Origin of the sequence: Neisseria sp. HMSC03D10 (assembly GCF_001807625.1) — a bacterium.
GTDB lineage: Bacteria > Pseudomonadota > Gammaproteobacteria > Burkholderiales > Neisseriaceae > Neisseria > Neisseria mucosa.
Window position 1 is genome coordinate 134,702 of the sequence record NZ_KV789517.1, and the last position, 19,448, is coordinate 154,149.

The 19,448-nt window shown below is 50.4% G+C and carries 12 protein-coding genes and 1 pseudogene; 4 read left to right on the plus strand and 9 right to left on the minus strand.

Going from position 1 to position 19,448, the window contains the following annotated elements:
- Positions 1–141: 141 nt before the first annotated feature.
- The 3 genes from rpoD to HMPREF3066_RS04295 form a co-directional block, all read right to left on the minus strand.
- Positions 142–2,091 (minus strand): RNA polymerase sigma factor RpoD, encoded by a 1,950-nt coding sequence (rpoD, locus tag HMPREF3066_RS04285; protein ID WP_003764943.1) that lies wholly within the window; start codon positions 2,089–2,091, stop codon positions 142–144.
- Between the two features lie 223 nt (positions 2,092–2,314).
- The gene (gene dnaG / locus HMPREF3066_RS04290; protein ID WP_060974649.1) at positions 2,315–4,087 is read right to left on the minus strand and encodes a DNA primase; all 1,773 of its coding nucleotides are present in this window, start codon (positions 4,085–4,087) and stop codon (positions 2,315–2,317) included.
- A gap of 313 nt (positions 4,088–4,400) precedes the next feature.
- Entirely contained in the window at positions 4,401–7,505 is a 3,105-nt protein-coding gene (locus HMPREF3066_RS04295) for a TonB-dependent receptor domain-containing protein (protein ID WP_070440612.1), read from the minus strand.
- 448 nt (positions 7,506–7,953) lie between these two features.
- On the opposite strand from HMPREF3066_RS04295, the gene HMPREF3066_RS04300 reads away from it, so the two are divergent.
- Entirely contained in the window at positions 7,954–8,634 is a 681-nt protein-coding gene (locus HMPREF3066_RS04300; RefSeq protein WP_060974651.1) for a sulfite exporter TauE/SafE family protein, read from the plus strand.
- Between the two features lie 270 nt (positions 8,635–8,904).
- Positions 8,905–10,224, plus strand: a complete 1,320-nt coding sequence (locus HMPREF3066_RS04305) for a DUF445 domain-containing protein (protein WP_060974652.1) — start codon at positions 8,905–8,907, stop codon at positions 10,222–10,224.
- 94 nt (positions 10,225–10,318) lie between these two features.
- On the opposite strand, the pseudogene HMPREF3066_RS13715 reads toward HMPREF3066_RS04305, so the two are convergent.
- Together HMPREF3066_RS13715 and HMPREF3066_RS04310 are read right to left on the minus strand one after the other, a co-directional pair.
- Positions 10,319–10,381, minus strand: a pseudogene (locus tag HMPREF3066_RS13715) (transposase); the annotation flags it as partial.
- A 73-nt stretch (positions 10,382–10,454) separates the two neighbouring features.
- Positions 10,455–11,891, minus strand: coding sequence for an NAD-dependent succinate-semialdehyde dehydrogenase (locus HMPREF3066_RS04310; protein WP_060974514.1), 1,437 nt, complete (start codon positions 11,889–11,891; stop codon positions 10,455–10,457).
- Between the two features lie 301 nt (positions 11,892–12,192).
- Here HMPREF3066_RS04310 and HMPREF3066_RS04320 point away from each other — a divergent pair, with 301 nt between their 5' ends.
- Positions 12,193–12,750, plus strand: coding sequence for a hypothetical protein (locus HMPREF3066_RS04320; RefSeq protein ID WP_060974515.1), 558 nt, complete (start codon positions 12,193–12,195; stop codon positions 12,748–12,750).
- A 323-nt stretch (positions 12,751–13,073) separates the two neighbouring features.
- On the opposite strand, the gene secF is transcribed toward HMPREF3066_RS04320, so the two are convergent.
- From secF to yajC, 3 genes are all read right to left on the minus strand, one after another.
- Positions 13,074–14,009 (minus strand): protein translocase subunit SecF, encoded by a 936-nt coding sequence (secF, locus tag HMPREF3066_RS04325; RefSeq protein ID WP_060974516.1) that lies wholly within the window; start codon positions 14,007–14,009, stop codon positions 13,074–13,076.
- Between the two features lie 3 nt (positions 14,010–14,012).
- Positions 14,013–15,866, minus strand: coding sequence for a protein translocase subunit SecD (gene secD, locus HMPREF3066_RS04330; RefSeq protein ID WP_070440615.1), 1,854 nt, complete (start codon positions 15,864–15,866; stop codon positions 14,013–14,015).
- Between the two features lie 75 nt (positions 15,867–15,941).
- A complete protein-coding gene (yajC, locus tag HMPREF3066_RS04335) occupies positions 15,942–16,208 on the minus strand; it encodes a preprotein translocase subunit YajC (protein WP_049226312.1) in 267 nt (88 codons plus the stop codon).
- 245 nt (positions 16,209–16,453) lie between these two features.
- On the opposite strand from yajC, the gene HMPREF3066_RS04340 reads away from it, so the two are divergent.
- The gene (locus tag HMPREF3066_RS04340) at positions 16,454–17,584 is read left to right on the plus strand and encodes a histone deacetylase family protein (protein WP_060974518.1); all 1,131 of its coding nucleotides are present in this window, start codon (positions 16,454–16,456) and stop codon (positions 17,582–17,584) included.
- Positions 17,585–17,692: 108 nt separating this feature from the next.
- On the opposite strand, the gene HMPREF3066_RS04345 is transcribed toward HMPREF3066_RS04340, so the two are convergent.
- Positions 17,693–19,448 (minus strand): transferrin-binding protein-like solute binding protein (locus tag HMPREF3066_RS04345; RefSeq protein WP_321178904.1); only part of this gene is annotated, 1,756 nt, incomplete at its 5' end.

The window sequence follows — 19,448 nt, forward strand, 5'->3', positions numbered from 1 at the left end:
CCGTACTGGTTTAAATTTAATCCACTATAGTTAACCATAGTGCAATGAACACAAAACAGGTCGTCTGAAAACGTACAACTTCTGTTTCAGACGACCTCTTACCCATAAAAAACCGCAGGGATAAACCTGCGGTTTGCTGTTTTACAGTTTGCTGTCTTCGCTGTCGAGGAAGCTTCTGAGGCGGTCGCTGCGGGTCGGATGACGCAGTTTGCGCAGGGCTTTGGCTTCGATTTGACGGATACGTTCGCGGGTTACGTCAAACTGTTTGCCGACTTCTTCGAGCGTGTGGTCGGTATTCATGTCGATACCAAAGCGCATACGCAGGACTTTGGCTTCGCGCGGGGTGAGGCTTTCGAGGATTTCTTTGGTGACTTCGTGCAGGCTGGTGTACATCGCGGCGTCTGCAGGGGCAACGTTGTTGGCGTCCTCGATGAAGTCGCCCAAGTGCGAATCGTCGTCGTCACCGATCGGGGTTTCCATCGAAATCGGCTCTTTGGCGATTTTCATGATTTTGCGGATTTTGTCTTCCGGCATTTCCATCAACTCGGCAAGTTTGGCAGAATCGGGCTCTTCGCCGGTTTCTTGCAGATACTGGCGGGAGATTCGGTTCATCTTGTTGATGGTTTCAATCATGTGCACCGGAATACGGATGGTGCGCGCCTGGTCGGCAATCGAGCGGGTAATCGCTTGGCGGATCCACCATGTTGCGTAGGTAGAGAATTTGTAGCCGCGGCGGTATTCGAATTTATCGACCGCCTTCATCAAGCCGATGTTGCCTTCTTGAATCAAATCAAGGAACTGCAAACCGCGGTTGGTGTATTTTTTGGCGATGGAAATCACCAGACGCAAGTTTGCCTGAATCATTTCCTGCTTGGCGGCTGCGGTTTCTTTTTCGCTCGACACCATGTTTTTGTTGATTTCTTTCAGCTCTTCGATGGAAATGCGGGTTTCTTTTTCCATGTTTGCCAACTCGGTTTGTTTTTCGAGGATGGCGTGGCGGAAGCGGTCGAGCGCGTCGCTCCAGACCCTGCCTTTGGCGACTTCTTCTTCCACCCATTTCAGGTTGGTGATTTCGGGCAGGAAGTTTTGGATGAAGTAGTCGCGTTCCATATGGACGCGGTCAAGGCAGATGTCGCGGATTTCGCGTTCGAGTTTGCGGATGTTTTCGACACGGCTGCGCAGGTTGCCGCTGAGGCTTTCGATTTGGCGGGTGGCGAAACGGACTTCCAAGAGCTTATTGGCGATAGCGTCGCGGTGTGCCAGATAATCGGGGTGGCGGCTGTCGTGTTTTTCCAGCTTTTTGATCATCTTGCCGTATTCGCTTTCGATGAAGGCGAAGTGTTCCAGCACTTTTTGCTTCAACTCGGCAAGATGGGCGGCGGACATGGCTTCGGAGTCGCTGCCGGAATCGTCGTCATCGTCGTCTTCATCCGCTTCATCTTCTTCACTGCTGCCGGAATCGTCGTCGTTTGACGCGCTTTCCAAGTGTCCCAAGCCCAATTCGTTAAGCAACACTTCGTTCGGGTCGATGATGGCTTCGACCACTTCGTCCACGCGGATTTCATCCTTGCGGATTTGCTCGATCAGCTCGAGGATTTCGGCAATAGAGCCCGGACAGGCGGAAATTGCCTGCACCATGTTTTTCAGGGCGTTTTCGATTTTTTTGGCGATGATGATTTCGTCTTCGCGGGTCAGCAGGTCAACCTGCCCCATTTCGCGCATATACATACGCACGGGGTCGGTGGTTCTGCCGAACTCGGAGTCCGCGCTGGACAAGGCGGCTTCGGCTTCGGCAACGGCATCGTCGTCGGTGACGGCGGCGGCGTTGTCGCTCAACAAAATGTCTTCCGCGTCAGGCGCCTGCTCGGTTACTTGGATGCCCAAGCCGGAAATCATGCTGACGATGTTGTCGATTTGATCCGCATCTGACATATCGTCGGGCAAGGCGTCGTTGATTTCGGAATAAGTGATGTAGCCGCGTTCCTTACCCATGATGATGAGCTGGCGCAGGCGGGCGCGCTGCTCTTCGAGGGTCAGCGGACGGTTGTCGTCCTGTTCTTGATAGTCTTCGTGATTTTGGTCTTTAGACATGGATTACTTTCTTGATCTGATGGTGTGCCGACGGTTTGCATGATGCACCTGAAGGCGGAACAGAGTTACAACCGATTTAAATTCAATCTGCCGGGTTGTAACGCTGAGGTCGTCTGAAAGCTCTTTGGAACGGGTGTTCTGCGGGATCATCATGTTCGCAGCTTGGGACAATGCTTTTCTGACGGCCTGAAGGTTGCTGGATTCGGCTGGGATTGCCGTTCGTTCAATTTTGCTTTGCGGTCAAAAGCGACAGCAAGAGTTTTTTTTCATTTTCATTCAAACCCGATTGCAGGCTTTTCTGCTTGAGGGTTTCGATTTGTTTGTATTTTAACTCGTTAAGGAGTTTCTTCATGCCGATTTGGAAGTTCTCGCGGTCTTCTTCGCCTCCGCCTTCCATTTCTTCAGAATAGAGTGTCGATTGGAAGATTTGGTTCACGGTTTCTTCGTAAGGAGAACCGCGCATATACTCTAAAACCTGCGCGGTAGCAGGTACGGCGGCATGGCTTTTAATGGTTTCGGCGAGATTGGCAAGGCAGGCGAAATCGCCGTCCAATGCCAAATAATCGGGCAGGTCTATATATGCAGCCCAATCCGGATTTATCAAGAGGCTGCGGATTTGCCGTTGCACCAGCGTCAGCATGACCGGCTGTTTGACGGAAATCGGAGGCAGTTTGTAGCTTTTTTGTTTGACGTGCCGCTTCGGCGCTTCCTGCCCCAATAGTTGGGCGAGATTGTCGGGATCGATGCCGACCAGTTCGCTAAGCCGTTGTTTCAACAAATAAGCCAATGCCGGCGCGGTAATCTGCGCCAAAAGCGGCGAACTGGTTTTCACCAATTCCGCCTTACCTTCCTGCGTATTGAGATTGAGGTCGTCTGAAAGATGTTCCCAGAAATATTCCGACAAGGGCTTGCTTTGATTCAACAGCGCGTCTTCAAATTGCGCTTTTCCGTAGGCGCGGATGTAGCTGTCGGGGTCGTGTTCTTCCGGCAGGAATAAAAAATGCAGCGATTTATCGTCTTTCAACTGCGGCAACGCGTTTTCCAACGCGCGCCAAGCCGCCTTCCGCCCCGCGCTGTCGCCGTCGAAACAGAAATAAATACTGTCCGCCTGACGCATCAGGATTTTGACGTGTTCCGCCGTCGTCGCCGTGCCCAAAGCCGCCACGCCGTAGCCCACGCCGAACTGCGCCAGCGCGACCACGTCCATATAACCTTCGACCACCAAAATCCGCCCTGCTTCCTTGACCGCGGCACGCCCCTCATACAATCCGTAAAGGTTTTTCCCCTTATCAAACAAAGGCGTATCAGGAGAATTCAAATATTTCGGCTTCGAGTCGTCCAACACCCTGCCGCCAAAACCGATGACCTGCCCGCGCGGATTGCGGATGGGGAACATAATCCGATGACGGAAGCGGTCGTAATGCCGCCCCTCATTGTCAATCACCATCCCCGTATCCACCAACGCAGTATTCGGATACGGTTGGAACACTTGCGCCAAAGGCTGCCAGCCGTCGGGGGCGTAGCCCAAACCATAATGCGCGATGACTTCCGCGCTCAAACCGCGCTTGTCTAAATAAGCTTTCGCCGCCGGATTGAATTTCAACTGTTGCGCATAAAAATCAGCCGCCGCAGCCGTCGTTTCCTCCAGCGTCTGCTGTTTTTTCTTACGTTCGGCACGGACTTCAGGATTATCGTTCTGCCCGCGCACTTTAGGCACAGCCATGCCCACACGGTCAGCCAGAAACTGCACCGCCTCTGGAAACGACAGCCCCTGATGTTCCATCACAAAACCAATCGCCGAACCATGCGCCCCGCAACTGAAACAATGATAAAACTGCTTGGTCGGACTGACCGAAAACGACGGCGTCTTTTCCTTGTGGAACGGACAACAAGCCATATAGTTCGCCCCGCCCTTCTTCAGCGGAACCTGCTCGTCGATAATATCGACAATATCGACTTTGGCCAGAAGCTCGTCAATGAAATCGGATGGAATCATAGTTCGGCGGATGCGTATGGACGGGACAAACGTTTTCAGACGACCTTTTATCTTAAAGGTCGTCTGAAAACAGAATCTCAAATCGGGTTGGGAATAAGGTTCGTATTATAACGTGTATTCGGGATAAAAATAGCACTCTTACAAAACCGACTCCTTAGCTGACAGCTTATGCAACAGAAACCCTCGAGGTCGTCTGAAAATTCGTTTTCAGACGACCTCGAGTGCTTAAAACTTGTATTCTGCTTTGATGACAAAGCCCCTAAATATCCTCTTCCCAATATCGAATATAGGGAAATCCTAATTTGAAATTACTTTAGAACTTACCTGTAATCCCTATCCTGATGGTTCTACCCGGTGCAGGCAGATAGGAGCGGCTCATCGGGTCGAGGTAGTAGCGGTTGGTCAGATTACTGCCCACCAGTTCGGCAGTCAGGTTTTTGCCGATTTTGTAGCGCAAATAGGCGTCCCATACGGCGACAGGCTGCCAACGCATGGTATCTGTATCCGCTTGAAGATTATAGTCATTGATACGGTTTAATTGATCGTAATATGCCTGCCATATGGTACGGCGGTTTTGATAGACACGGCTGTGGTAATGGAAGCGGATGCCGCTTTCCAGCTTGTTGCGGAAGAAGCGTCCGCCCAAATCAGCATCAATCGACCAGCGCGGCTGAACCATACTGGCAAGATAACCGTTGTCGGTCAAACCGCCGTAATTGCATTCGGGAGCAGGAATAAATCCGCCGCCAGTCAAGTAACTGGAATCATGTACACTGGAAACGGCAAAAGATTTGTCGCAGACTTTATTTTTCAGTGTACGCAATACGCCTACGCCACCGAAAAATTTGCCGGTATCAAAGCGCGCCTGCAATTCCACGCCGGTACGGATTTGTTTGTCGAATTGCTCGAATTCAAAATTCTCGTCCCTGTCGATGATATTTTTGGTTTTGTTGCGGAAGTAGTTGATGCGTAAATCCGCATTTTTCATTTTCGGAAACAGTCCAGTTAAATCATGAATGTAGCCGACTTCCCAGTTTTTGGCGTGTTCGGGCTGCCAACCGTATCCCATTCGTGCAAATGAACCCGCAGCAGTCGAGAAGCCATAAGTCCCCTCAAATATGCTGGGGAAACGTAGGGATTCGGTATAGCGCAGATAGGCTCGGGCATTATCGGTAAAATTGACGACGGCTGAGAATGCAGGAGCCCATCCGCTGCCACCCTGTTTGTGGGCACGTTGTAGTTCAGCAGGGGTAATCGGGGATCTGTATATTTTGTCGCTACGAGGCATAAACATATATTTCTGGACTGTGCGCAGACTGTCCGGATCGTTTGGATCGTAGGCAGGATTGACGGTTTGGCTGTGTAAATCGGAAACGGTAAACCAGGGGTTGTCAGCAGGATTCAGACGACCTCTATCGTCTTTACGCCAATAGTATTTCAGCTTATCCAGCCTTGGTCTGTTTTCGTCATCATGGGGAGTGGGATTTAATATTGCCACCCCTCTATCATCTATTACGATACTGTCTCTTGCCGCATTGAATTCGTCATTGTTAACCGCATTCAGATAATCACGATATTCCTGCTCGGTTGCTACACGGGTAAACTCAAATACCTCACCTCGATTGACTTGTAAGGGATTGTTGTATTTGTCAAATCCGGTTTTCAACCGCTCGTTGTCGTCCTGTATCTTGAAGTTGGTATAGCGCGCTCCTGCTGTCAGAGTCAGCCAGCTCATCGGCTGGTAGCGGAAATTGAAACCAAAATTCCATTCTCTGCGCCTACCGTTCCTCGGCTCGCCGAACCTTGTCAGCTCGGTATTGGTAGCCAATTGTGATGCCTCTATTTCTTCCCTGTATTTATCCAAACCATCATGACTTAATTCTTCTGAAAACTCATTACGGGATCTCAATTTTTCATTTTGGAAATCTCCCGTTAGGGTCAGCGTCAGCTTATCGTGCAATTTCATACGGTTGGAAAAGTTGAAACCGTTGCGGGTATTGTTGGCATAGTATGCATTGCCCTCTATGGTATTGAAGCGTCCGTTGGTGTTTGGAAGCTGTTCGGCACCATCCGTCCTGTCTTCATACAGGGCATCGCCGGGCGAACCGCCTGCGGTATTGGTTTTGGATTTGGTACGGGTCGTCCACAATGACGCATCGAAATCTATCCAACGGCTGCCTTCGGGCTTCCATGAATAATCGATATTGTAGGAACGCTGTTTCACCCATGCCCTCGGCCATTCGGCAATTTTATTCAGATTATCCGGCGTACTGAATAGCGGACCAATGATGCGGGAGGGCATGATTTCACCGAAAATGGAGTCTGTATGACGTAGCCCCAATTTCAAGGTTTGGCGGTTGGGCAAGCGGAAGGTGGTTTTGCCCAGCCATGATTTATTTTCCAGCGAAGTATTGGTTACCTCTCCGCCCGGATGATAAAAAAGTCCGATACGGGCAATATCGGGTGCGCCCAGCATGGCTTCACTACCGTAAAATTTTTCGCCTCTTGCAGCGGCATCCGCAATCTGCCTGTTTAATTCATTGACCGTTTCCATTGTCCAAGGACCGATATAGCCGTAGCGCTCCGCACCTTTTTTACCGGAAAAATAATTGCCTTTACTGCGGTAGGCATAGGCAAGCATGGCATCAAAATTGTCCTGCTTGGTGGCGGCGGCAATGCGGTAAGCTTTATTCTCCCCAAATCTATTGCGTCCGCTGAAACGCTGACTGACGCGGTCAGTATCGTCCAACATCGCCCGCCAAATACCGCCGAGTGCGACAGCAGGCGCATCCAATGTCCGATAATCGACTGATTTTTCATAGACATTGGCACGTTGTTTGATGGAATTATTGGCAGCCTCCGCCTTCACTTCAAATCCGTATTTCTGCCCTTCGGGGACAATATCGTCGGCATCGATGGTTTTCAAGGCGACGGAGCCGCCTATGCCGCTTTTCATATCACGGCTGAACGAGGGGCCTTTTTCGATGGAAACGCTGCTGATGATGTTGGGGTCGACGTAGTTGCGGTTGTTTGCGCCTGCGTAGCCGCGCCAGACGGTAATCGCCTGCTCGGTGCCGTCGATGGTAACAGGAATCCGTCCCTGTCCCTGTACGCCGCGTATATTGGGATCCAGCGCGCCGCTGTTGCGCGCGTCGCCGCTGTACACGCCGGACATACCGCTTAAAAGGTCGGATACGGTGTTGCCTTTGAAGGTTTCGACATCCTCCTTGCCTTTGTAGAGGTTGACGATTTCGCGGGTATAAACTCGGCTTTTACCGATTTCATCTTTATTGCGTGTGCCTTTGACGGTAACAGGATCGAGAATGACGGTCGGCGTATTATCGGCAGCATAAATGATGGGAGAAAAACCGATGGCGGCGATGCAGGCGGCAAGGGTGTTGACTTTGACTGGCTTCATAACGGATTCCTTGTGTGGCGGAATGTCAGACAGCGTCGTCTGAAAGTTTTCAGACGACCTCGGAAAGGTTTTGCCGCAAGTCAGATTGAATATAAATATAATGATTTTGATTATTATTTATATATTTTTCGATAATTTTAACCAAATCTCGATAATATGCAAACATTTGCTTGCTTCTTCGGTATCCTGTTCAGAAATATTTAAATTATTTAACATTTTGTTTTTAAATAAAATCAAATTATTTTCCTCAAAATAAAGCTGCACAAATACGCAGTAGTCCAAAGGTCGTCTGAAAATCCGATGCCTCCAATCAAGACAAAGCGATTTTCAGACGACCTTTCCAAACGGATTCGCAATAATCCGCCCCTATTCCATCCTTTCTTATCCTCATTCCTCCGTTGTTGATACAATACGAAACAGCCTGATAACAATTTCAAATATATCTGATATGGACGAAAACCTTACCTTCCTCACTCTGTTTCTGCTCGGTTTTTTCGGCGGCGGCCACTGCGTCGGTATGTGCGGCGGGTTAAGCAGCGCATTTGCCTTGCAGCTTCCGCCCAACCTCAACCGTTTCGGATTGATTGTCCTGTTGAACTTAGGACGTGTAAGCAGCTATGTCCTCATCGGCTTCCTAGTCGGACTGATCGGGCAGGCAGGGATTTCTTTGGATGACACCCGTGTGTTGCAGCAGGGGTTGTATATCGCGGCAAACATCCTGCTGTTGCTTTTAGGGCTTTATCTGGCGGGGATTTCGACGGCGGCAACGCGTATCGAACGCATCGGCAAACCGATATGGAAGCGGCTGAATCCGTTTTTAAACAAGCTTTTGCCCATCCGTTCCGTCCCAGCCTGTTTCGGCGTGGGGATGCTCTGGGGCTGGCTGCCGTGCGGCCTGGTTTACAGCGCGTCGCTTTACGCCTTAGGCAGCGGCAGCGCGGTTCACGGCGCTTTCTATATGTTGGCTTTTGCGCTCGGCACGCTGCCCAACCTTTTGGCGATGGGTATCTTTGCGGCACAGTTGAAAACGCTTTTGCAAAAACGCAGCATCCGCCTGTTGGCAGGGTTGGCGGTGGCGGCTTGGGCCTTGTGGCGGCTCTGGGTTTCGGTTTCAGGCTGGACGGCATAAAGGTCGTCTGAAAACCTGTACACAGCCATACCGCAGAATCATGTGAACAGCTTGTGAACAACTCTCCTTTCCTTTTGATTTTCCAAAATAAAAATATCATGATTAAAAAACAGGCAATACAAAATATTGCCCACAACCCGCATTCGGATTGATGTGTGCATTCTGTGGAAAACTTAGATAATATTTTGAAATATATTGAATATTTTTAGCTGATTAAAAAATAATCAATCTATTCGCAACCCTCTAAAGACAAAAAAGACAGGAATAGAAATGCACACCCTTTCGGAACAAGTCCGCTTAAATGAGGCGCGCAAAAAGTTGGCAAAAAGCAGGCGTTGGGCGACGGGCTTGCTGCTTGCGGCGTGCGGGCTGTTTGCAGCCTCCGCCGTTTATGTGCGCCAATATCCTTGGTTGGGATTTGTCAAAGCATTTGCCGAAGCGGCGATGGTGGGTGCGCTGGCGGACTGGTTTGCCGTAACCGCGCTTTTCAGACGACCCCTCGGCCTGCCGATTCCCCATACCGCGATTTTGCCGCGTAATCAGGCACGCATCGGCGATGAATTGGGACGGTTTATCGAACACAATTTTTTGCAGGGCAAACCCATCGCCATGCGCATTTACCAAGCGCAGCCCAGCAATAAATTATTGAAATGGCTGGACGGCGAAGACGTAAAATCGCATTGGCTGCCCTGGCTTTCCAAGCAGATTCCGACGCTGCTTGCCATCGCCAAACCGGAACAGACGGCGCGTTTTACGGCGATGCTGCTGGAAGAACGTTATAGCGGCGGACAAATCGGCAACGCACTTGCCGACGGTTTGCGGCTGCTGAAAGCGCAAGGGATGCACGAAAAAGCGTTTGAAAGCCTGCTCCGTCAGATTCGGCGTTGGCTGAAAACGCCGGAAACCCGCGAAATGTTGGAACAGAACTTGCGCGAATGGGCGGCGAAAATCGAAGGTGGCAATCCCGGAACTTGGGACAGGCTTAAAGCGGCGGTGAAATCGACCTTGGTAGAGAAAGTCGATGATTGGGCGGCAGAAAAAGCGTTGGCATGGATAGACGGCTATTTGGCAACTGCGGACAAGCAGGATAACGCGCTGCGCCGACAATTCTTGGTGCAATACGACGAACTGACCGAACGCCTGACCACATCGCGCCTGTGGCACCGCCGCCTGGACAAATTCAAAAAACAGCTCGCGCAATCGCCCGCCCTGCAACGTCAAATCATGACCTTATGGCGCGGCATTCTAGACTGGGCGCGGGAAGATGTGGAAAAACAAGACTCTTTGTGCCAAGCGCAACTGGAAAAGCTGCTGCATCATATGCGTTCGCAAGCCCAAGCATACCCGCAATTTATGCGGCGGGCGGATGTGCGGATTTCGCTTTTGGTTCGGGATTTTGTGATGCGTTATAAAGATAAGGCCGCTTTGTTCGTCGCGGACAAAGTCAAAGGCTGGGACAGCCGCCTGATGGTGGAAAAACTGGAATTGAGCGTGGGCAAGGATTTGCAATATATCCGTATCAACGGCACGCTTGTCGGCGGACTGGTCGGACTGGTGATTTATACGGTATCGCTGTGGCTGGCAGGATAGTATAGTGGATTAACTTTAAACCGGTACGGCGTTGCCTCGCCTTAGCTCAAAGAGAACGATTCTCTAAGGTGCTGAAGCACCAAGTGAATCGGCTCCGTACTATCTGTACTGTCTGCGGCTTCGTTGCCTTGTCCTGATTTAAATTTAATCCACTATATGAAAAAGGTCGTCTGAAAACAAGGTTTCAATGAAATTTGTTTTCAGACGACCTATTGCTTCAATCAACAAACTCAATCCGCTACATCGATACACAAATATTTCAATTCCAAATATTCGTCCGCACCGTATTTGCTGCCTTCGCGTCCCAGCCCGCTGCGTTTCACGCCGCCGAACGGTGCCGCTTCATTGCTGATTAAGCCGGTATTGATGCCGACCATGCCATATTCTAAGGCTTCGCCGACGCGCCATTGGCGGGCGGTGTCGGCAGTGAAGAGGTAGGCCGCCAAACCGTATTCCGTATCGTTGGCAGCCGCGATGACTTCGGCTTCGGTTGCAAAGCGGAATACGGGACACAACGGCCCGAAGGTTTCTTCACGCGCCACCGCCATTTGCGCCGTTACGCCGCTTAAGACGGTCGGTTCGAAAAACGTTCCACCCAACGCGCTGCGTTTGCCGCCGGTCAGGCAGACCGCGCCTTTGGAGAGCGCGTCGGCAATGTGCTGCTCGACTTTCTCCACCGCTTTTTCCTCAATCAGCGGCCCTTGGTTGACGCCTTCATCCAGGCCGTTGCCCAATTTGAGTGTCGCCACTTTTTCACTTAATTTGCGGCAAAATTCGTCGTAAATGCCGGATTGAGCGTAAACGCGGTTGGTGCAGACGCAGGTCTGGCCGCTGTTGCGGAACTTGCTGGCCAGCGCGCCTTCGACGGCTTTGTCCAAATCGGCATCGTCAAACACGATAAACGGCGCGTTGCCGCCCAGTTCCAAACTGAGTTTTTTAATGTCTGCCGCGCTGTCGGCAAAAATTTTCGCGCCGACTTCGGTCGAACCGGTAAAGCTGATTTTGCGCACGGTCGGGTTCGTGGCAAATTCATGGCTGATTTCCGAAGCGCGGCCGCTGACAACGGGAAGCAAATCCTGCGGCACGCCCGCTTCGTAAGCCAGTAGCGCCAGCGCATACGCACTCAAAGGCGTGAGCGACGCAGGTTTGACTATCATCGCGCAGCCCACCGCCAAAGCAGGCGCGGCTTTGCGCGCAATCATCGCAGACGGGAAGTTCCACGGCGTAATCGCAGCGGTAACACCGACGGGCTGTTTCAACACGACCAGTTTTTGCGACGCTTTCACGCTTGTCAGCACATCGCCGTCAATCCGCCGCGCTTCTTCGGCAAACCAGCGCACAAACGAAGCCGCATAATCAATCTCGCCGCGTGCCTCGGTCAGGCTTTTGCCCTGTTCCATCGTCATGATGCGCGCCAGCTCTTCTTTGTTTTCCTTCATCAGAAAATACCAACGCCACAACACATCGGCGCGCTCCAACGCAGTTTTTGCCGCCCATATTTTTTGTGCGTCCTCCGCCTTTTGAATCAGTAGTTTGAGGTCGTCTGAACGGGTTGTGCGGACAAACGCCAAAGTCTCGCCCGTTGCCGGATTATCGACTTTGATACTGTCTGGAATCGGAAGAAAAGAAATATCGGGATGGTTTAACAATGATGCAAAAGAATTCATGCCTGCCCTCGTGTGTATAGATGATGGATGAAGGTCATTATTCTCTTCATAGGAGAAAAGCGCAAACTGCTGAAACATTACGTCGCCGATTTTTCGACCTTGCCGTTTTATATTGATCGAAATAGCAAAACCCGCAACTATATAAGGGTAAAATATTTAGATGTCCTTTCAAAAGTAAATTTACTTTTCCGTTTGATGCTTTTATTAAAGATTTGTCTAAACCAAAGACAAAGTATGTTATCTCTGCTATTGTGTTAACGTTTAGCACCACTTTTATCAATAATTCATATGGAGTAAACCGATGAATAAAAATACCAAGTTACTGATTTCTGCCGTTATTGCCGCTGCCGCGTTGTCCGCATGTTCCAGCTCTTCCAAAGGAAAACCTGCTGCGCAACCTGCTCCTGCTCCGCAACAAGCAGCGCAACAAAACCAACCTTTCACTCCTCAAACTGTTAAAGTGGACGCTATCGACAGCACCAAAGAAGTACACTACCGCTGCGGCCAAAACGGTCAAGACCCATTGAGCGTTATGTACGGCTTCAAAGGTAACGAACCTGTTGTAGCACAAGTGAAATACAAAAACGAACTGACCCCCAACCTGTTCCGCGTCGTCGGCTCCAGCGACGATATTAATGCCTTCTGGGGCGGAAACGTCGCATGGGTGGCAGGTCGTGCCAATTTGGGCAATATCGACAAAGTGGACGGCAATATGCTAACCGTACGCGGTAAAACGACCGTTAACGGCAAAGAAGAAGTCGTTGATCAAATCGTTGCCAAATACTGCTCCGTCGCCAACGCCCCTGCCAAAGCAGGCAAACCGGCTCCTAAAAAACCTGCCGCAAAAGCAAAACGTTAATTTCTAACTCTAACCGTAGAAGTTAATCTGAGGTCGTCTGAAAATTTTCAGACGACTTTTTTGCATTTTGTGTAATTCATTACCAAGAGCGGCATAGAAGTGCCCGTCTTATACAGTCGATTACTTTCAAAGAATCCTTCCCTTTAAGCCAATCTTTCCCTTCCTCTATCTGAAACAAGAAAAGTGTGTTCCTTTCCATACAGTCAAAACAATACCGCCATATTCGCATCACAACTATCAAATCAACTGCCCAAAATAAAAAAGTCGTCTGAAAACCTGTTGCCAAGTTTTCAGACGACCTCTTCAAATCGCAATCATAGCCATCAGACCACGACTTCTTCTTTTTTCTTCACTTCCTTCGCGATATTTTCGCGGCTCAGGCCGAACATCAGCAAGAGCGGGCTGGCGACCAAGACTGAAGAGTAAATACCGAACACGATGCCGATGGTCAATGCCATTGAGAAACCGTGCAACGCTGCGCCGCCGAACACCAGCATGGAAACGACCATTGCCTCGGTCGAGCCGTGGGTGATGATGGTACGGCTCATGGTGGCGGTAATCGCATTGTCGATGACTTGCGGAACGGTATGTCCGCGCATACTCGGTTTGCGGAAGTTCTCACGGATACGGTCGAAGACGACGACGGATTCGTTTACGGAATAACCCAATACGGCAAGGATACCCGCCAGCACGGTCAGTGAAAATTCCCATTGGAAGAAGGCGAAGCAGCCCAAAATAATCACGATATCGTGCATATTCGCGATGATGGCGGATACGGCGAAACGCCATTCAAAGCGCATCGACAGGTAAACGATGATACCTGCTACGACGAAGCCTAATGCCATCAGACCGTTGGTCACCAGCTCTTCGCCGACCTGCGGGCCGATAAATTCGACTTGGCGCAAGGTAACGTCGGGCTGCTCTTTTTTCAGCAAGTCCATAACCTGATTGGAAAGCTGCGCTGAAGTTACACCTTCTTTGTTGGGCAGGCGGATCATAATATGTTTGTTCGTACCCAACGCCTGAACTTGAACCTCACCCATTTTCAGGGTATCGAGTTTTTCACGGGTTTTATTGACGTCCACGCCCTGCTGATATTGCACTTCCATCACGGTACCGCCGGTAAATTCGACGGAGAAGTTCAAACCTTTGGTGATGAGGAAGAATACGGCGGCAATGAAGGTTACCAACGAAATAAAGGTCGTCAGTTTGCCGTAGCTCATAAACGGGATGTCGCGTTTGATTTTAAAGAGTTCCATGTCTTACTCCTTGCCAGCCGCTGTTTCGGCTTTAGGTTTCCATACTGCGCCGATGGAAATGTTCTGCAATTTGCGGCGGCGTCCGTACCAAAGATTCACTAAGGCGCGGAAGACGACGACGGATGAGTACATCGAAGTCAGGATACCCAGACAGTGTACGACGGCAAAACCGCGGACCGGGCCGGAACCGAATACCAAGAGGGCGATACCGGCAATCAGCGAGGTCAGGTTGGAGTCGACGATGGTTGCCCATGCGTGTTGGAAACCGAGATTGATTGCCTGTTGCGGCGGCACACCTTCGCGCAACTCTTCGCGGATACGTTCGTTAATCAATACGTTGGAGTCAATCGCCATACCCAACGTCAACGCCAATGCGGCAATACCGGGCAGCGTCAGCGTTGCCTGCATGGCAGACAAAATACCGACTAAGAACAAGATGTTGGTACTCAGGGCGATGGTCGAGAAGAATCCCATCAGGCGGTAGTAAACCACCATGAACAAAGCAACGGCGGTAAAGCCCCATAAGGTCGAATGGAAACCTTTTTCAATGTTTTCTTTACCCAAAGACGGGCCGATGGTGCGCTCTTCCACGATTTGCATCGGTGCGGCGAGAGAACCGGCACGCAGCAACAAGGAAGTATCATTGGCTTCCGCCTGCGTCATGCTGCCGGAAATTTCCACGCGTCCACCGGTAATAGCGGAACGGATAACCGGTGCGGTAACCACTTCGGATTTGCCTTGATCGATCAACACCATCGCCATGCGTTTACCGACGTTGGCGGCGGTCAATTCGCCGAAAATACTGCCGCCTGCGCTATCCAAGCTCAGACTGACGGCAGGCGCACCCATTTGGTCGAAACTGGGTTGCGCGTCATTGATATTGTCACCGGTCAATTCAACCTGTTTGTTAATCAGCAAGGTTTCAGGATGATCGCCACCACTGGACAACAGCTCGAAACCGCTCGGAACATTACCTTCCAAAGCTTCGCGCACTTTGACAGGGTCGTCTTCCACCATGCGCACTTCCAAAGTTGCGGTACGGCCAATGATGTCTTTTGCTTTGGCTGTATCTTGTACACCCGGCAACTGTACGACGATACGGTCGAGGCCGGATTGCTGGATGACAGGCTCAGCCACGCCCAACTCATTGACGCGATTATGCAAAGTAGTGATGTTTTGTTTCACCGCATCGGAGCGTACTTTGTTAATCGCTTCTTCGGATAATGTCAGCGTGATGTTATTGCCGTCGGCGTTCAAATTTGCCTCAGGGAAAAGCTGACGCAGCTTAGGCATGGCTTTTTGTACATCAGCAGCGTCCTGCATCGGGACAACCAAACCGTTTTCAATCTGACGGATGGTGCCGGTACGGATTTTTTCGCGGCGCATTTCGCGGCGGATGTCGCCCGAATAACGTTCAAACGTTTTCTGCATCGCGGCTTTCATGTCCACTTGCATGGTGAAATGCACGCCGCCGCGCAAGTCCAAGCCCAAGAACATCGGGTTGGCGCCGATTTTGGCCATCCATTCGGGACTGTCCGCCAACAGGTTGAGTGCGGTGATATAGCCCTCGCCCAAAGTGTTTTCGATGACATCGCGGGCTTTAAGCTGGGTTTCAGTATCTTTGAAACGCACTTTCAGCGAGTTGTTCGCAATAAATATCCCGTCAGTCTGAATACCTGCCTGTTTCAGCGCGGCATCAACTTTAGACTGGGTCTGTTCGTTAATAATGATAGCTTGTCGGTTGGTTGATACCTGCACTGCGGGCGTTTCACCGAAAAGGTTAGGCAGCGAATACACTACAGCAACCAAAATCGTGCACGCAATCAGCAGGTATTTCCATAAAGGATAACGGTTCATGGTAAACCTTCGATTTATTATGAAGACAAACAGCCGCGCTCAGCTTTCCGAGGCGGCTCTTGGCGAAAAGATGAATTACTCGGCTTTGGCGGCAATCGCGTTACGTTCCACTTCGACTTCGATTTTTGCACCTTGACCGATGTCCACGGTAAAAAACTGTTCGCCGACTTTGGTAATACGGCCTCTGAAACCTGCTACCAAAACAACCTTATCGCCGACTTTCAAAGTGGTAAGCATGGCTTGGTGTTCTTTGAATTTCTTGTTTTGAGGGCGTAGGAGCAGGAAGTAGGCCAACGCCATAATCAGTACGAAAGGGACCAATTGGGACACTGCTTGATTCATAACTTATCCGTTTTCTAAGAGATTAAAATTAAGAGATTAAAATTAAGTAAAACACCGCTTGCGGCAGAAAAAAGCATTGGTACAGCCGCAAAATTAAGCTATTCTAAAGGTCGTCTGAAAAATTTCCAAGCCTTTCCCTATTTATTAACCATATTTATCATGTCAGGTCGTCTGAAAATGAATTTTCAACGACATTTAAAACCTGATTCCTTCCTACCAACGACAAGCCCCGCGCCCTTTTCCTCATGAAAAAACTCATTCGACGACTGCGTACGCGCCTACGCCGCCTCTTGGGTAAAAATGCGCGTACGGTCTGGATTTCTCATCCCGTTTTTGCGCAACACCAACCCGGCACAGGTCATCCCGACTCGCCCGAACGCACTGCCGTTATCGAGGCGGAGCTCAAACGTCAGGATATTTGGCGGCATCTGCAAACTGCCGAAGCCGAAGAAATCAGCGATACCCGCCTCGCCTTGGTTCACCCGCGCAAATATCTGCGCTCGCTCGAAGCCTGCCAGCCCCAACCGGACAAAATCTACCGCATCGACGACGATACCGTCATGAGCCATGGTTCGCTTAAAGCCGCCCGTTACGCCGCAGGGGCTGTCGTTCAGGCGGTAGATATGGTGATGAATAAGAAAGCATGGCACGCCTTTTGCGCCATCCGCCCACCCGGACACCACGCGCACAGCGATAAGGCAGGCGGTTTCTGCCTATTAAACAACGTCGCCGCAGGCGTCATGCACGCCATCGCCGAATATCGACTCCAACGCATCGCCGTCATCGACTTCGACGTCCATTACGGCGACGGCACAGCGGAAATCTTCAAAGATGACCCGCGCGTCCTGTTTATGAACCTTTTTGAAACCGACCTCTTCCCATTTCCCGAAACCAACCATTCCGCCAACGGCGCCAATATGTTGCACCTGCCTTTCGCGTCCAACACCGGCAGCCGCGTCTTCCGCACTACCGTACGCGAAAAATGGTTGAACAAACTGACCGCATTCAAACCCGAACTGGTCTTACTGTCCGCAGGTTTCGACGGACACAAACAAGACGAAACAGGTCGTCTGAACCTGCACGAAGCCGATTTCGCTTGGCTAACCCACAAAATCATCCAAGCCGCATCAAGCTGCCCCGGCAGAATCGTTTCCGTACTGGAAGGCGGCTACACGCTCGAACCTTTGGCAAAATCCGCCGCAGCCCATATCGGCGTCTTGGCAGGACTCCCCAAAGCAGACTATGTTACCGCCTATCAAAGACACTTGAAACGCGGGCAAAAAAGGGGAGATTCCCAGTCTTCCGAATGGCAATCTAAATTATTAAACGAAAGATTATCTGAAAATAAGATTCAAGGTTTTCAGACGACCTTTTAGCGGGTAGATTGCCCAGATTGTTGTTACCGTAAAAGGTCGTCTGAAAATCCTATCCGATCAAAAACAAACCGCCCTTTCAGGCGGTTTGTTTTCAGCTTAAACAGACGGTTATTGTTTTTTACCGCCGAATACACCGAAGGCATTGTTACTTGAAGAGCCATTATCACCTGGTTTTTCATTGTAACTGTATCGCCCAGCCATTTCGGCAGCTTTGTCACCGTAGAATCCGCCAGTTACAGAGCCTTGTGCATCTGAAGTCCATTTACCGTTAAAGCTACTGCCTGTAATATCTGCAGTAAAGGCTCGTTCATTCATGAACCATCTGTCACCACTATTGATTTTACCGGCGATGGTTTTGGCATCAAAATCGACATCGGCGGTAAACGAACCGGTAGTACGGTAGCCTCCTGTATCACCCACCCAGTTTTCCTTATCATCCAAGTTGCGGGCACGGAAATTCAACACCTCGCCGGCGTATTTGGCCGTACCGGACGGCAAAGAGGCACTCATTACGCCCTGAACAAACAAGGAGTAGGCATTATCGGCAAGTTTTGCCGCACCGAAGACAACATTGCTCAAATTGCCTGAAGCAACAAACGACTTGTAGTCCGAACCCAATTCAGTTTGATAGAGCTTTTTGGTAACAGGTGACAAAGCGATTGCCGTACCGTTGATGACGACTTTGGTCAAGTCCGCGATATTCGATAAGACGTATTGCTCGCCTGTTTCACCTTTTTTCAATTCGGCTGCGGCGGCATCATCTTTAGGTTTGGTTACGGGCGCATCAGGTTTGGCAACCGGCGCATCAGGCTGTCCGCCTGCTTGAGCTGCCGCATCTTGGCGTTTTGCACCAAACACACCGCGCGCCACTACGTCTTCATCACGTTGGTTTTTGCCTGCCGCACTATATGTACCGGCAAGTTGGTCTGCCTTCGCGCCAAAGAATCCGCCTTGCATCGTACCTTGCTTGTTGGAGAAGGTGTTGCCGTGCAAATCGCCATTGAAAGACAGATTTTCCACCATATCGCGCGCATTGGATTTGACGACACCTGCAATCCTGTTGCCACCGCTACCACCGCCAACCGTTTGATCGGAATAGCGGTTGATGCCGACATTGATGGTTTTTTGGTCGAAATTGACTCTTGCGGTAACATCGGTTGCTTTGGCGGCAGGATACAGGTTTGCCAATTTAGACTCGGCACTTGTATTAGAAAGCTCGTTTAACAGGCTGGTATTGAACGGCAATCCGTTTGCAAAATGCAAACCGATACCTTTATAAGTGGCTTCGCCTTTTTGAGCGGCAACAGTATCGCTTCCGGCAGGAGTACCTTGTACAAATAAAGCTTGTTTGAAATCACGCAGGTTGGTTACATCGGCAACACCGCCGTAACGAACGTCAGGCAACAGGTTGCCACTGTGTACCGCATATTGTGCTGCATCGGCTTTACCGCCGTTCGTACTTCTTTCGCCCGACGTGAACTCACCTGCTTTAACGTCTTTGGTATTAATGGCGACACCATCAAGTACGACGCTGTTTTTATCCGAAGCAGTCGGAGCTTCGGTTTTGGCATATTCCAAATCGCCGGTATCACGTTTTTTCGCTACCAAGACACCGCCATCCAAAGCCTTGCCCATTACTTTGCTTTCGCCGCCAAAACCTTGACCTGAATTGGCCTCATTGGCTTTCTTAGCTTCTTCAGCTTTCCTGGCTTCTTCAGCTTTCTTGGCTTCTTCAGCTTTCTTGGCTTCTTCAGCTTTCTTGGATTCTTCAGCTTTCTTGGCTTCTTCAGCTTTCTTGGCTTCTTCAGCCTTCTTGGCTTCTTCAGCTTTCCTGGCTTCTTCGGCTTTCTTGGCTTCTTCGGCT